This window comes from Citrobacter sp. CK189, assembly GCF_030333505.1.
In the GTDB taxonomy this organism is placed as follows: Bacteria; Pseudomonadota; Gammaproteobacteria; order Enterobacterales; family Enterobacteriaceae; genus Citrobacter_B; species Citrobacter_B koseri.
The window spans coordinates 209,082-223,822 of record NZ_JAOWFV010000039.1 but is presented as its reverse complement, the minus strand read 5'-3'; the positions used below and the strand labels follow the sequence as shown (position 1 = coordinate 223,822).

The following is a 14,741-nucleotide window of genomic DNA, read 5'->3' as shown; positions in this document are numbered from 1 at the left end:
AATTCGAATTGATTGTCAGAAACTGTGCAGTCCAAGGAAATCGACAATCTGGTTGAAATAATCTTCGAAGCCCGTGAATGCATGGTTTCCGCCCTCGATAACGGTCTGGCGGCAGGAGGCGTAATACGCCACCGCCTGGCGGTAGTCCAACACTTCATCCCCCGTCTGTTGCAGCAGCCAGATCAAATCCGGCGCTTCCAGCGGGTCAATCTGCATGACTTTAAGATCGTAAATATGGCGAGACTCTAGCACATATTGCTGCCCGGTGTAGGGGTTCTCGTTCTGACCGAGGTAGTCGGTCAACAGTTCAAACGGCCGCACCGCCGGGTTCACCACCACCGCAGGCAACATAAAACACTGCGACAGCCAGGTGGCGTAATAGCCGCCCAGCGACGATCCGACGACGCCGAGCGGCGCTCCACCGTGTTCAAGCACGATAGATTCCAGCAACTCTGCTGCATCGGCAGGATACGGCGGCAGTTGCGGCACGATCATCTCAACATGAGGGTGGCGCTCCGCCAGCCAGCTTTTAAGCTGACATGCCTTTGCCGAACGCGGAGAGCTATTAAACCCATGCAGATAAAGAAGCGTAGACATCAGTATCCTTCCGAAGCGGTATCGGGTCGGAATTGAGTCCCCGGCAGACGATGCACTTGCGTTTCCAGAGAACCCCCGGCGTACAGTTCCAGCGTCCGCCAGCCTGGCCCTATCGTGTCCAGCGTGAAGTTCGCGCAGTGTGGCTTGAACTGGACGCAGGTGGACGGCGTCGCCAGCAGGCGGCGGCCATTCCAGTCAAGATCCAGCTCCTGATGAATATGACCGCACAACAGGTATTTGACACGAGGATAGTTCGCCAGCACGCTGTCCAGTTCGGCCGCGTTACGCAGGCTGTGCTGATCCAGCCAGCTGCATCCCGAAGGCAATGGATGGTGATGCAGAAGCAGCAAGGTGTGGCGCTCCGGCGCATCGGCAAGTTTGCGCTCCAGCCATTCAAGCTGAAAGTCGCTCAATTCACCATGCGGTACGCCAAAAACCTGGCTATCCAGCAGCAAGATTTGCCATTGATCGCCGATAAACACGCGTTTGGCCGGGGAGATCCCCGCTTCCTGCAACGCGCTGTACATCGCGGGCTGAAAGTCATGGTTACCCGGCAACCAAACGCAAGGCGCGCGAAAGCTTGCGATACCTTCAGCAAAGTGCTGATAGGCCGCAGCCGTTTGATCCTGCGCTAAATCACCTGTCGCCACGATCAGATCGTATTCGTGCTGCCCGGCATGAATCGCATCCAGCACCGCCTGGTAACTTTCCCAGGTATTCACGCCCAGCAGCGTTTCATGTTTTTCGGCAAACAGGTGAGTATCGGTAATTTGTAAGATCCTGACTCTGGCCTCACCAGCCAGAGGAAGGGTTAACAGGCTTTCCAAATGGTGTCCTTAGGTTTCACGACGCTAATAAACCGGAATCGCCATCGCTCCATGTGCTAAACAGTAACGCAGCCAGTCGGCCAGAAACTGATTAATTTGATGCTTTTCGTCGCGTTGATGCAACTTTTTATTTGGATAATCATACCGCGCTTTGAAGCGAAAGATCTGCTGACTTGAACACACTTCGGCCACCATCGCGTCATGGTACAGGCGCACCGTAAGTGACGGCAGGCTCCAGTACGTAATGGCTGGCGCCGTCTGCTCGATCGCAACAAGCGTAGTGTATCGGGTCGATTCAACGATCGTTAACCGATATTGCGCGTTGGCCACCTGATAGCTTACTGTTTCGCCGGGTGCGTCATTGCGCGGCAACAGGCGGCGCAATTGCGAAAAATTAGTTTCGCACAGGCGCATCATTTCAGGGAAGTCAGGTGTGTAACGCTTCATTTTTTCCACTCGTGTTTTAACTCTTGATAGTGCAGTTGCAGCCATTGCAAAGCGATGACAGAAGCCGCGTTGTCGATTTTCCCCTCTTCTACCCACTGGTAAGCCTGCTCCCGACTTACCACATGAACACGAATATCTTCGTTTTCATCGGCCAGACCATGAATCCCGTTCGCGGTCGTGGCATCCACTTCGCCCACTAAAATAGAAAGACGCTCGCTGGTGCCACCGGGGCTTGCCAGGTAACTCATGACCGGTTTCGTCCGTTTGACCTCAAGTCCGGCCTCTTCCATTGCTTCGCGACGAGCGACCTCCTCAACGGTTTCGCCCTCTTCGATCATCCCGGCGACCATTTCCAGCAACCACGGCGTTTCGCTGGTGTCATACGCCGCGATACGAATCTGTTCGACCAGTACAATTTCGTCGCGCTCAGGGTCAAAGGGTAGCAACACTGCGGCGTGGCCGCGCTCAAAAATTTCGCGTTTCACTTCACCGCTCATTTCACCGTTGAACAGGCGGTGGCGGAAACGATAGAGATCCAGTGAAAAAAAACCGCGATATAGCGTTTCTCGTGCAATAATTTCTACATCGTTTTTGGAGAAAGTCATTGGCGAGTTGTCTGGTTTATGCATTGTGCTGTCCTGGTACCAATAGTGATTAAAATGTGAATTTCAAGGGCGTTTGACTGCCGTTTCAGCGACCTTGTGATAAATTGGTGCAAATTAACGCCGGATGGCACGTAACGCCAACTTTTTGCAGTGGCGGATTCTGCTAGAATCAGCAATTATTTTTACAATTTGATCAGCGCTAAATACTGCTTCACAACAAGGAATGCAAATGAAGAAATTGCTCCCCATCCTTATCGGCCTGAGCCTGACGGGGTTCAGCACACTGAGCCAGGCAGAGAACCTGATGCAAGTTTATCAGCAAGCACGCCTGAGCAACCCGGAATTGCGTAAATCCGCCGCCGATCGCGATGCTGCATTCGAAAAAATTAACGAAGCGCGTAGTCCTTTACTGCCGCAACTGGGTTTAGGTGCCGATTACACCTACAGCAACGGCTATCGTGATGCGAATGGCATCAACTCCAACGCCACCAGCGCCTCTCTGCAATTAACCCAGACCCTTTTTGATATGTCAAAATGGCGCGCGCTGACGTTGCAGGAAAAATCCGCAGGTATCCAGGACGTCACGTTCCAGACCGATCAGCAAACGCTGATCCTCAATACGGCGAGCGCCTACTTTAAAGTCCTGAACGCCATTGACGTTCTCTCTTATACGCAGGCGCAGAAAGAAGCCGTTTATCGTCAGTTAGATCAAACCACCCAGCGTTTTAACGTCGGCCTGGTCGCTATCACTGACGTGCAAAACGCCCGTGCACAATACGATACCGTGCTGGCGAACGAAGTCACCGCCCGCAACAATCTGGATAACGCCGTAGAAGAACTGCGCCAGGTCACCGGTAACTACTACCCGGAACTGGCTTCGCTGAATGTCACGAACTTTAAAACCGATAAGCCGCAGGCCGTTAACGCGCTGCTGAAAGAGGCCGAAAACCGTAACCTGACGCTGTTGCAGGCGCGTCTGAGCCAGGATCTGGCGCGCGAGCAAATCCGCCAGGCGCAGGACGGCCATCTGCCAACGCTGGATTTAACCGCCTCTACCGGCGTGTCTGACACCTCATACAATGGTTCCAAAACCCATGGGGCAACAGGTTCCCAATATGACGACAGCAATATGGGCCAGAACAAAATCGGCCTGAGCTTCTCGCTGCCGCTGTATCAGGGTGGGATGGTCAACTCTCAGGTGAAACAGGCGCAGTACAACTTTGTTGGCGCGAGCGAACAGCTGGAAAGCGCGCACCGCAGCGTCGTGCAGACCGTGCGCTCTTCCTTCAACAACATTAATGCTTCTATCAGCAGCATTAACGCTTACAAACAGGCTGTTGTTTCCGCGCAAAGCTCTTTGGATGCAAACGAAGCCGGTTATTCCGTGGGTACGCGTACCATTGTTGACGTGCTGGATGCCACCACTGCGCTGTATGAAGCGAAGCAACAACTGGCGAATGCGCGTTATAACTATCTGATTAACCAGCTGAACATCAAGAATGCTCTCGGTACGTTGAACGAGCAGGATCTGGTGGCGCTGAACAATGCGCTGGGTAAACCGATCTCGACATCCCCGGATAACGTCGCGCCGGAAACCCCGCAGCAGGATGCAGCGGCGGATGGCTATAATGCCAGTACGGTTCAGCCTGCTTCAGCACGTTCCACCAGCAGCAACGGTAACAACCCGTTCCGTAACTGATGAATTGCCCGATGGCGCTTCGCTTATTGAGCCTACCTGATTGCAGGCAGGGTAAGCGTCGCGCCACCGGGCGCTAAACCTTGTCTGAACGTAAGGCAACGTAAAGATCCCGCCATTCTGCCGCATTCTCGCCTCTTCTCGCTTCAATTTCGACCAGCCATCCACTATCCTGAGCATTATTTATTGTGTTTACCACTGGGTCCTGGAAGACAAAAATGAAACGGACAAAATCTATACATCACGCCTCGTTCCGCAAAAACTGGAGCGCACGTCATCTTACTCCGGTTGCTCTGGCGGTTACCGCTGTCTTTATGCTGGCCGGCTGTGAAAAAAGCGACGAAACGGTTTCGCTGTATCAAAACGCCGACGACTGCTCGGCGGCGAATCCGGGCAAAAACGCTGAATGTACGACCGCATTCAACAATGCCCTGAAAGAAGCGGAACGTACCGCGCCGAAATACGCGACGCGTGAAGACTGCGTGGCTGAATTCGGCGAAGGCCAGTGCCAGCAGGCGCCGGCTCAGGCTGGCATGGCGCCGGAAAATCAGGCGCAGGCGCAATCCAGCGGCAGCTTCTGGATGCCGCTGATGGCGGGCTATATGATGGGCCGAATGATGGGCGGCGGCGCGGGCTTTGCTCAGCAACCACTGTTCAGTTCAAAAAACCCGGCCAGCCCGGCCTACGGTAAATACACCGACGCCAGCGGCAAGAACTACGGCGCCGCACAGCCGGGCCGCACCATGACCGTACCGAAAACCGCGATGGCGCCGAAGCCCGCCACAACCACAACCGTTACCCGTGGTGGTTTTGGCGAATCAGTGGCAAAACAAAGCACAATGCAGCGTAGCGCCACCGGCACCTCGAATCGTTCGATGGGCGGCTAAGACGCATGGAAAGAATCAGTATTACTGAGCGCCCGGACTGGCGCGAGAAAGCCACCGAATACGGTTTTAATTTTCACACGATGTACGGGGAACCGTACTGGTGTGAAGACGCGTACTACAAGCTGACGCTCGACCAGGTTGAGAAGCTGGAAGACGTCACCGCTGAACTGCACCAGATGTGCCTTAAGGTCGTGGAGAAAGTGATCGCCAGCGACGAGCTGATGACGAAATTTCGCATTCCTAAGCATACCTGGGGCTTTGTACGTCAGTCCTGGCAAACGCAGCAGCCGTCACTCTATTCCCGCCTCGATCTGGCGTGGGATGGCACGGGTGAGCCTAAACTTTTAGAAAATAACGCCGATACGCCGACCTCACTGTATGAGGCCGCGTTTTTCCAGTGGATCTGGCTGGAAGACCAGCTCAATGCGGGCAACCTGCCGGAAGGCAGCGATCAGTTTAACAGTCTGCAAGAAAAGCTGATCGAACGCTTCGCCGAGCTGCGTGAGCAGTATGGCTTCCAACTGCTGCACCTCACCTGCTGTCGCGACACCGTGGAAGATCGCGGGACAATCCAGTATCTACAGGACTGCGCCGCCGAAGCTGAAATCGCCACCGAGTTCCTCTACATTGAAGATATCGGCCTGGGTGAAAAAGGTCAGTTTTCGGACTTGCAGGATCAGGTGATTGCCAATCTGTTTAAGCTCTATCCGTGGGAATTTATGCTGCGTGAAATGTTCTCCACCAAGCTGGAAGATGCTGGCGTTCGCTGGCTGGAACCGGCCTGGAAGAGCATTATCTCCAATAAAGCGCTGCTCCCAATGTTATGGGAAATGTTCCCTGATCACCCTAACCTGCTGCCGGCTTATTTTGCGGAAGATGACTATCCGCAAATGGAAAAATTCGTCGTCAAACCGATCTTCTCGCGTGAAGGCGCTAACGTCTCCATCATTGAGAACGGGAAAACGATCGAAGCGGTGGAAGGCCCTTACGGCGAAGAAGGCATGATTGTGCAGCAGTTCTGTCCGCTGCCAAAGTTTGGCGACAGCTATATGCTGATTGGCAGCTGGTTGATCAACGATCAACCCGCCGGGATCGGTATTCGCGAAGACAGAGCGTTGATCACCCAGGATCTGTCCCGCTTCTACCCGCATATCTTTGTCGAATAGTCTCTTGTGCCGGGTGGCGGCTCCGCTTTACCCGGCCTACAATTCGTGCCGTAGGCCCGACAAGCGTAGCGCCATCGGGCATTAATCATCCCACCTGTACCGACAGCATACTCAGGCTGCCCATCTCGATGCCGTCAACCGGAATCGTCACCGGCTCTTTGCCATCCCATGCGCCTAACACATACAGCAGCGGCAGATAGTGATCCGGCGTTGGGTTCGACAGCGATCCTCCTTCATGATCGAGGTAATTAACCAGCGGATGCTGTTCTACCGGCCCCTGCCATGTCAGATTCGCTTTCACATACTCATTGAATGACGTTGCCCACGGGTAGGGCGTATTCTCGCCATGCCAGCGCGCCGTGCGCAGGTTATGCACCACGTTGCCACTGGCGACCAGCATAATGCCTTCGTCCCGCAACGCCGCCAGTTTGCGCCCTGTTTCAAAATGCCAGGCCGCCGGTTTGGTGCTGTCGATGCTCAACTGCACCATCGGGATATCCGCATTCGGGTACATCTTGATCAACACGCCCCAGGAGCCGTGATCAAAGCCCCACGCCTCTTTATCCAGCGCGACCGGCGTCGGCGACAGCAACTCAACCAGATGTTGCGCCAGTTCCGGCGAACCGGGCGCAGGATAGTGCGTGTCATACAATGCCTGAGGAAAGCCGCCAAAATCATGGATCGTCTTTGGCGCTTCCATCGCCGTCACGCCCGTCCCTCGCGTGAACCAGTGCGCCGAGACAACGACAATCGCTTTTGGACGCGGCAATGTATCCCCCAGATGCCGCCAGGCGCGGGTATACACATTATCTTCCAGAACGTTCATCGGGCTACCGTGACCTAAAAACAATGCTGGCATACGTGTTGAAGACATGATGATATCCTTACTGAGGGAGTCATTTTGATATCATCACAATACGCTTTTTCGATGGATGAAGAACTCAGATAACCATGATGAAGATCATCAGTTATTTTGAAGGTCAGGTTCGGACAGTTGAATCATAAGGAGTTGTCGATGTCAGTACCTTTAATTCTGACCTTACTGGCGGGCGCCGCCACCTTTATTGGCGCGTTTCTTGGCGTGCTGGGGCAAAAACCGTCCAACCGCGTACTGGCGTTTTCACTGGGATTCGCCGCAGGCATTATGCTGCTGATCTCGCTGATGGAGATGCTGCCAGCCGCGCTGGCGGCAGATGGCATGTCTCCGGTGCTGGGTTACGGCATGTTTATTATCGGCTTGCTGGGTTATTTCGGTCTCGACAGGCTGCTTCCCCACGCCCATCCACAAGATTTAGTGCAAAAAACCGCACGTCCTCTCCCCGGCTCGATAAAACGCACCGCCATCCTGCTGACGCTGGGCATCAGCCTGCACAACTTCCCGGAAGGTATCGCTACCTTCGTCACCGCCAGCAGCAACCTCGAATTGGGTTTTGGCATTGCCCTGGCGGTCGCCTTGCACAATATTCCTGAAGGATTAGCGGTCGCCGGGCCAGTCTACGCCGCAACCGGTTCAAAACGGACAGCAATTTTCTGGGCCGGTATCTCCGGGATGGCGGAAATTCTTGGCGGTGTGATGGCGTGGCTTATTCTGGGCAGCCTGATCTCACCGGTCGTTATGGCGTCCATCATGGCCGCCGTCGCGGGAATTATGGTGGCATTATCCGTTGATGAGCTGATGCCGCTGGCAAAAGAGATCGACCCTAATAATAATCCCAGCTACGGCGTACTGTGTGGAATGTCGGTGATGGGGTTGAGTCTTGTCGTGCTTCAGGCGATGGGAATCGGATAACAGAGGCAGCAGGAAGCGCTTATTCCTGCTCTTTGGTCATAACGCGTTCTTCATCATCGCGACGAAGTAATTTATTGCGGATTTCCAGCAGCGCATCTCTGTCCTGCCGAAACGCCTTACAATAGCGTTTCATATGGCAAAAATACCCTACGATCACCAGAAAAATTAAGACGAGCCAATACCAGGCGATAAACATCCTCTTACCCTTAAAATCTAATATTACCAAACAATTAGCGTTAAAACCTTTTCTACCTATATTGAGGTAGCCCTATATACTGGCACAGTATGAAATCGAGAATATGATTTTGATCATAGAGAAAAAGGTTGGGCTTTTATTAACAGATGGGATGTTTAAAAAAGTAAAATATAAGGGATAAACGGCGGGATTAATGACCTCTGTAAACACAAAAAACCGAAGCCTGCGAACCGGCTTCGGTTTTTATTATCATCTCATCGCCTGATGGCGCTTCGCTTATCAGGCCTACAGAATTAGCTGGCTTTACGCTCGTGCGCCTGGCGGTAAGCCACCAGATCTTCGATCGTCACTACTGCCATGTTGTGTTTACCGGCAAACGCGATGCATTCCGGCGCGCGCGCCATTGTGCCATCGTCATTCGTCAGCTCGCACAGTACGCCAGCAGGTTTGAACCCGGCCAGCGTCACCAGATCGATGGTGGCTTCAGTATGGCCGCCACGGGTCAGAACGCCGCCCGGCTGCGCGCGCAGCGGGAAAACGTGGCCTGGACGGTGCAGATCGGCAGGTTTCGCGCCATCGGCAATGGCTGCGCGAACGGTCGTTACGCGGTCTGCGGCAGAAACGCCGGTAGTCACGCCTTTTGCGGCTTCAATGGTCACGGTAAAACCGGTGCCGTAGGCGCTGGTATTGTTCTCCACCATCATCGGCAGATCGAGCTGCTTGCGACGATCTTCAGTGATGCACAGACAAACAATGCCGCTGCCGTGGCGAATGGTCAGCGCCATCTGCTCAACGGTCATGGTCTCGGCCGGGAAAATCATATCGCCTTCGTTTTCGCGATCTTCATCGTCAAGCACCATCACACCGCGTCCTTCACGCAGCGCGGATAGCGCATGTTCCACACGTTCAAAAGGCGTACCAAAAGAGGAAAGTAGCGTCTGATTCATGGTAAAAAAACCTCATTAAAATTATGGTTACCAGAATCAGGGCAGTCTTAGGAGTACCGACAAGCGGCAAAAAAATAACGTGAGCGGGCCCATGCCCGACTGGATCGTTACTCTCTCCCATCCGGACTTTAACCGTCGGCCCCGGAATTACACCGGATCTGCTGACCTTCAGATTTGCACCTGAAGCGCTCGCGGGCTTTCAACCTGTCCTTCATCTTTCACGCCGCTGCTGCATTGCCGCAACGCGAAATCTTTTGGCCATACGCTGATTTACCGCCGGTGGGGAATTTCGCCCCGCCCTGAGAATAAGCGAGTTAACTATAACGCTATTGATTACCTTCATCAACGCCTTTACTCCGCTAAGCGACACACAATTCTGGTTTATGACGCCTGCATATCGCACTACAATGTGTTCTGACACTTACCAGTTCAGGGAAACCACAATGATTGACCCGAAAAAAATTGAGCAACTCGCTCGTCAGGTTCACGAGTCGATGCCGAAAGGGGTTCGGGAGTTCGGGGAAGATATCGAGAAGAAAATCCGTCAGACGCTGCAATCGCAGCTGACGCGTCTCGATCTGGTGAGCCGTGAAGAGTTTGACGTGCAGACTCAGGTCTTACTGCGCACCCGCGAAAAGCTGGCGCTGCTGGAGCAACGCCTCAGCGAGCTGGAAGCGCGTGAGAAACCTGTAGATGTTAAACCTGCGCCCGCCATCCCGCCTGTCGATCCGCAAGAGTAAAAACCACAACGGGCCGTAAGGCCCGTTGATATTTTCAGTGTTCGAGTTCTAGCTTCTTAGCCTGTGTCGCCTGTTGGCAGTAAAGCGCATAGCGTTTGCAAAACCAGCTGCGGTGCGCCTCATCCATATTTCCGGTAACGGCCTGGATATCAACAGGATGGCCCTCAGCCTGCATCCTGGCGAAACTGCGCGCCAGAAAATCAAAATTGTTTAACGAATATACGTTCTTGTCGTTCATCAGCATACCCTCCAGTTATCAAATATCTGTTAAGGCCATATGCTTTTTCTAATTTCAGTATTCTCTTATATGTGTTGAACGGTTGTGCAAAAAGTGCGCATATCAGTTGCCTGACATCACACTTTGGAAACAAGCCAGATGCCCGATGGCGCTGTGCGTATCGGGCCGTCTGTTCAGCGGTTATTTATCGCTGTCTTTCTGGATTTTCTTGATGATATTGGTGGTCGAACAACCGTCTTCGAAGTTAAGCACCAGCACTTCGCCGCCGTTGGCCCAGACTTCTTCGCTACCGGCAATCTCTTCTGGCTTATAGTCACCGCCTTTCACCAGCAGATCCGGCAGCACACCTGCAATCAGCCGCTGCGGGGTGTCCTCGTCGAAAGAAACTACCCAGTCAACGGACTCCAGCGCACCCAGCACGATCATTCGCTGTTCCAGCGGATTCACAGGACGAGTTTCGCCTTTCAGACGTTTGGTGGAGGCATCGCTGTTCACCGCGACGATCAGGCGATCGCCCAGCTTGCGGGCGTTCGCCAGGTAAGACACATGTCCGGCATGCAGAATGTCAAAAACGCCGTTGGTCATGACCACTTTCTCGCCGCGTTTACGCGCGCTGGCCACGGCCTGTTTCAGCTCGGCTTCCGTCATCACGCCAAAGCCGGTATCCGCACGACCGCGCACCGCATTTTCCAGTTCGATTGGCGAAACGGTTGATGTTCCCAGTTTACCGACGACAACGCCTGCTGCCGCGTTCGCGAAATAGCAGGCCTCTTCCAGGGAGTTCCCCGCCGCTAATGTGGCCGCCAGTACGCCGATCACCGTATCCCCGGCACCGGTAACGTCATACACTTCCTGCGCCTGGGTCGGCATATGCAGCGGCGCTTTACCCGGTTGCAGCAGCGTCATTCCCTGCTCGGAACGGGTCACCAGCAGCGCAGAAAATTCGAAATCGGCAATCAGCTTCATGCCGCGTTCGACAATCTCTTCTTCACTTTTACATTTACCCGCCACCGCTTCGAACTCGGACAGGTTCGGCGTCAACAGCGTGGCGCCGCGATAACGTTCGAAATCGGTGCCTTTCGGGTCGATCAGCACCGGAACGCCCGCTTTACGCGCAAGCTGAATCATCTGCTGAACGCTGGCCAACGCGCCTTTGGCGTAATCAGACAACACCAGCGCGCCAATTGAGCCCAGCGCCTGGTTAATACGCTCGTGCAATGGCAGCGGATCGACGCCTTCAAAGCCTTCTTCAAAATCCAGGCGAATCAGCTGCTGGTTACGGGAAAGTACACGCAGTTTGGTAATCGTCGGATGCGTAGGCACAGAAACGAAGTCGCATTTTACGTTCACATCCGCCAGCGTTTTGCTCAGCGCGCGCGCCGCATCGTCAATACCGGTCAGACCCACCAGACGCGAATTTGCGCCCAGAGAAGCGATGTTCATCGCCACGTTCGCCGCGCCGCCCGGACGTTCTTCAATGGTGTCCACTTTGACAACGGGCACCGGCGCTTCGGGGGAAATACGGCTGGTCGGCCCGTACCAGTAGCGATCCAGCATCACATCACCAACAACCATGACTCCTGCACGTTCAAACTCTGGCAGCGTTACTTTCATTCCTGTCTCCTGAGAGATTCTCTGAGGGTCTTAAAATTTGCGCGCGATAATAGCACACTTCACCCGGCAACCAGCCACTTCTGCCAGCTTGCCCGTACCAGCGCGCGTTCCTTGCTGAAATACTCTTGCGCCACATGCCCAGGAAGCTCCTGTAGCGCAAGGTGATGAAGCTCATCGCGCAGCGTGGTATAGGCCTGCGTCAGCGCCTGCGCTTCCTGTTCATCCATAATGTCGTTTTGCGCCAGCAGTTCCAGAATGCGCACGTTATCGGACCAGCGCGTCAGTTTCGGCTTTTCATGCGCATAGCGCAGCACCAGATATTGGGTAATAAACTCAATATCGGTGATCCCGCCTTCGTCGGCTTTGATATCAAAACGATCGCGATGCTTGTTGCCCAGATGCGCGCGCATTTTCTCGCGCATTTCGCGCACCTCGGTCTGCAACGTTTTACCTTCGCGGGCGAGAGTCATGATATCGCGACGCACGGCGTCAAACTGCGAGGTCAGTTGCGGGTCGCCATAAACCACACGGGCGCGCACCAGCGCCTGATGCTCCCATGTCCAGGCTTCGTTTTTCTGATAATCGGCAAAGGCTTCCGCCGACGTGACCAGCATTCCCGCCGCGCCGGACGGGCGCAGCCGCGCGTCCACTTCATACAAGATACCGGAAGAGGTGCGGGTGCTGAACAGGTGCATAATGCGCTGCGCCAGGCGTAAGTAGAACTGGCGGCCGTCGATTTCACGCTCGCCGTCGGTCATCACGTCCATTGGGCAATCGTGCAAAAAGATCAGATCAAGATCGGAACTATAGCCCAGCTCCCAGCCGCCCAGCTTGCCATAACCCACCACCGCAAACCCGCGTCCGGTGCGCTCAGCAAGGTGCGTCGGCTGCCCATAGCGCGCCACCATTTGCCCCCACGCCTGCTGGACAACAGCGTCGATAATGGCCTCCGCCAGCCAGGTCAGATGATCGCTGACCTTCATCACCGGCAGCGTACCGGCAATATCCGCCGCCGCAATGCGCAACAGTTGCGTTTGTTTAAACTGGCGCAGCGCTTCCAGCTGCTGCTCTTCGTCATCTTCCGGCACACGCAGCAAATACTGGCGTAACTCATCGCGATAAGCGTCGGTCGCCGTTGGCTGATACAGCGTATTCGGGTCCAGTAGTTCATCGAGCAACAGCGGATAACGCGCCAGCTGACTCGCCACCATCGGCGAAGCGGCGCACAGCGAAATCAGGTGCTTCAGCGCGCCGGGAAATTCGCTCAGTAATTCAAGGTAGGTGGTACGCGTAACGATCCCCACCAGCAGAGGCGTAATACGCGACAGCGGCACAGAAGCATCTTCGCGCGAGCACACGTCGCTAAGCAGATGCGGCATCAGATGGTCGAGCACCTGCCGCCCACGCGGGCCAATGGTGCGCTTATCCAGCTCTTTACGAAAGTCGGCGATTAACGCCAGCACGCGTCCGCGATCGTCGTCGGACAGATGCGCCAGCACTGGCGTGGTATCATCTTCCTGTAGCGCATCCTGCCACAGTTCGCGCCAGTGTTCCGACAGCGTATCTTCCTGAGTATCGGTTTCGTCATCGCCAATCAGTTCGTTAAATACCCGACGCACGTTAGCCATGTGCGCCGCCAGAATGTCGGTGAGCTGCGACCAGTCATCCGTGCGCATTCCCCAGGCCAGACGCGCCCGGTTCAGTTCATCGCCCGGCAGCGTCTGGGTCTGCTCATCATTGATGCTTTGCAGCAGGTTTTCCAGACGGCGCAGGAAGAGATAGGCCGCGCGTAACTGTCCGGCGTCATTTTCTGGCAACAGGTGCAGCGCATCAATCGCGCTCAGCGTCGGCAGCAACGAGCGCGATTGCAGCGAGGGTTCCCGTCCGCCGCGAATCAACTGGAACACCTGCACGATAAACTCAATTTCACGAATACCGCCGGCGCCAAGCTTAATATTGTCTTTCAGACCGCGACGGCGCACTTCACGGGCAATCATCCCTTTCATATTACGCAGGGACTGGATCACGCTGAAATCGATATAGCGGCGGAACACGAAAGGTCGCAACATGGTGCGCAGTTCATCGACATACGCACTGTCGGCAGCGCCCATAATGCGCGCTTTGACCATCGCATAACGCTCCCAGTCGCGCCCTTGTTCCTGGTAATAATCTTCCAGCGCGGCAAAACTCAGCACCAGCGGGCCACTGTCGCCAAACGGGCGCAAGCGCATATCCACCCGGTACACAAAGCCGTCCATCGTCGGCTGGTCCAGCACTTTGATCAAACGCTGCCCCATGCGGGTAAAGAACTGCGCGTTATCCAGCTCGCGCCGACCGCCCCGGGTGGAACCGTGCTCCGGCCAGGCGAAGATCAGATCGATATCCGAGGAGAAATTCAGCTCGCCGCCGCCCAGTTTTCCCATCCCCAGAATCAGCAACGGTTGAGGTACGCCATCATGGTTGCAGGGCGTCCCCCATTCGCGACAGCAGGCGTCATACAACCAGTCGCGCGCGGCGACGATCAACGTTTCCGCCAGATGGCTTAGCTGTTGCAGAATGTTTTCTTCTTCCACCAGCGACAGCGCCTGCGCCCAGGCGATACGTACCATGATGCGGCGACGGAATACGCGAAGCTCACGCATCAGCGCCGCTTCATCAGTCACCTGCGCCAACGCGTCCTGTAGCCACGCGGCATAATGCCGCCACTCATCGGCCTGCGGCGGCGCGCTTTCCAGCTCAGTCAGCCATTCGGGATGCGCAATCACGCTGTCCTGCACAAAGTCACTAAATGTAAGTACTGACTTCGCCTGAACGCTAAGCGTGGCTTCAGCCAGGATTTCTGGTAACCGCTCAACCACGGTCTGCCAGTGCTGCTGTAACGGTGAAGAAAGCGGCTTCATTTAAGGTGTGTCCTCAGATGGCTAACTAATCCCGATGAGTGTTGCCGGATGGCGGCGTGACGCCTTATCCGGCCTACAAAACCTGCGCCCGT

Annotated in this window: 15 protein-coding genes and 1 riboswitch; of the genes, 5 read left to right on the top strand and 10 right to left on the bottom strand. The window is 54.9% G+C overall.

Annotation, left to right across the window (positions count from 1 at the left end; genetic code table 11):
• Window positions 1-15: 15 nt before the first annotated feature.
• From yqiA to nudF, 4 genes are read right to left on the bottom strand one after another with little or no spacing between them, the layout of a single operon-like run.
• A complete protein-coding gene (yqiA, locus tag OGV83_RS16760) occupies window positions 16-597 on the bottom strand; it encodes an esterase YqiA (RefSeq protein ID WP_012135162.1) in 582 nt (193 codons plus the stop codon).
• Entirely contained in the window at window positions 597-1,424 is an 828-nt protein-coding gene (gene cpdA / locus OGV83_RS16755; protein WP_112001543.1) for a 3',5'-cyclic-AMP phosphodiesterase, read from the bottom strand. The genes yqiA and cpdA overlap by 1 nt, the downstream gene beginning before the upstream one ends.
• Before the next feature lie 24 nt (window positions 1,425-1,448).
• Window positions 1,449-1,871, bottom strand: coding sequence for a DUF1249 family protein (locus tag OGV83_RS16750; protein ID WP_012135164.1), 423 nt, complete (start codon window positions 1,869-1,871; stop codon window positions 1,449-1,451).
• Window positions 1,868-2,500 (bottom strand): ADP-ribose diphosphatase, encoded by a 633-nt coding sequence (gene nudF / locus OGV83_RS16745; RefSeq protein WP_024130957.1) that lies wholly within the window; start codon window positions 2,498-2,500, stop codon window positions 1,868-1,870. Before nudF ends, OGV83_RS16750 begins: the two co-directional genes overlap by 4 nt.
• Window positions 2,501-2,705: 205 nt before the next feature.
• On the opposite strand from nudF, the gene tolC reads away from it, so the two are divergent.
• The 3 genes from tolC (at window position 2,706) to OGV83_RS16730 (ending at window position 6,225) form a co-directional block, all read left to right on the top strand.
• Window positions 2,706-4,175, top strand: coding sequence for an outer membrane channel protein TolC (tolC, locus tag OGV83_RS16740; RefSeq protein WP_115608831.1), 1,470 nt, complete (start codon window positions 2,706-2,708; stop codon window positions 4,173-4,175).
• 215 nt (window positions 4,176-4,390) lie between these two features.
• The gene (locus tag OGV83_RS16735) at window positions 4,391-5,059 is read left to right on the top strand and encodes a DUF1190 family protein (RefSeq protein WP_110493817.1); all 669 of its coding nucleotides are present in this window, start codon (window positions 4,391-4,393) and stop codon (window positions 5,057-5,059) included.
• Between the two features lie 5 nt (window positions 5,060-5,064).
• Window positions 5,065-6,225: a glutathionylspermidine synthase family protein gene (locus tag OGV83_RS16730; RefSeq protein ID WP_012135169.1), complete on the top strand. Its 1,161-nt coding sequence runs from the start codon at window positions 5,065-5,067 to the stop codon at window positions 6,223-6,225.
• An 85-nt stretch (window positions 6,226-6,310) separates the two neighbouring features.
• Here the strand turns inward: OGV83_RS16730 and ygiD are convergent, their stop codons facing one another.
• Window positions 6,311-7,099: a 4,5-DOPA-extradiol-dioxygenase gene (gene ygiD, locus OGV83_RS16725; RefSeq protein ID WP_047461156.1), complete on the bottom strand. Its 789-nt coding sequence runs from the start codon at window positions 7,097-7,099 to the stop codon at window positions 6,311-6,313.
• 141 nt (window positions 7,100-7,240) lie between these two features.
• On the opposite strand from ygiD, the gene zupT reads away from it, so the two are divergent.
• Entirely contained in the window at window positions 7,241-8,014 is a 774-nt protein-coding gene (gene zupT, locus OGV83_RS16720) for a zinc transporter ZupT (RefSeq protein ID WP_024130960.1), read from the top strand.
• A 19-nt stretch (window positions 8,015-8,033) separates the two neighbouring features.
• On the opposite strand, the gene OGV83_RS16715 is transcribed toward zupT, so the two are convergent.
• Both OGV83_RS16715 and ribB read right to left on the bottom strand, forming a co-directional pair.
• The gene (locus OGV83_RS16715; protein ID WP_012135172.1) at window positions 8,034-8,210 is read right to left on the bottom strand and encodes a hypothetical protein; all 177 of its coding nucleotides are present in this window, start codon (window positions 8,208-8,210) and stop codon (window positions 8,034-8,036) included.
• Window positions 8,211-8,503: 293 nt separating this feature from the next.
• Window positions 8,504-9,157, bottom strand: a complete 654-nt coding sequence (gene ribB, locus OGV83_RS16710; RefSeq protein ID WP_012135173.1) for a 3,4-dihydroxy-2-butanone-4-phosphate synthase — start codon at window positions 9,155-9,157, stop codon at window positions 8,504-8,506.
• Window positions 9,158-9,262: 105 nt separating this feature from the next.
• A riboswitch (FMN riboswitch) is annotated at window positions 9,263-9,468 on the bottom strand.
• Between the two features lie 132 nt (window positions 9,469-9,600).
• Between ribB and ubiK the strand changes: the two genes are divergently transcribed.
• The gene (gene ubiK / locus OGV83_RS16705; RefSeq protein ID WP_024130961.1) at window positions 9,601-9,897 is read left to right on the top strand and encodes a ubiquinone biosynthesis accessory factor UbiK; all 297 of its coding nucleotides are present in this window, start codon (window positions 9,601-9,603) and stop codon (window positions 9,895-9,897) included.
• A 34-nt stretch (window positions 9,898-9,931) separates the two neighbouring features.
• On the opposite strand, the gene glgS is transcribed toward ubiK, so the two are convergent.
• From glgS to glnE, 3 genes are all read right to left on the bottom strand, one after another.
• Window positions 9,932-10,141, bottom strand: coding sequence for a cell surface composition regulator GlgS (glgS, locus tag OGV83_RS16700; RefSeq protein ID WP_012135175.1), 210 nt, complete (start codon window positions 10,139-10,141; stop codon window positions 9,932-9,934).
• A gap of 174 nt (window positions 10,142-10,315) precedes the next feature.
• Window positions 10,316-11,749, bottom strand: a complete 1,434-nt coding sequence (gene hldE, locus OGV83_RS16695) for a bifunctional D-glycero-beta-D-manno-heptose-7-phosphate kinase/D-glycero-beta-D-manno-heptose 1-phosphate adenylyltransferase HldE (protein WP_012135177.1) — start codon at window positions 11,747-11,749, stop codon at window positions 10,316-10,318.
• 59 nt (window positions 11,750-11,808) lie between these two features.
• Entirely contained in the window at window positions 11,809-14,649 is a 2,841-nt protein-coding gene (gene glnE / locus OGV83_RS16690; protein ID WP_286464113.1) for a bifunctional [glutamate--ammonia ligase]-adenylyl-L-tyrosine phosphorylase/[glutamate--ammonia-ligase] adenylyltransferase, read from the bottom strand.
• Between the last annotated feature and the right edge of the window lie 92 nt (window positions 14,650-14,741).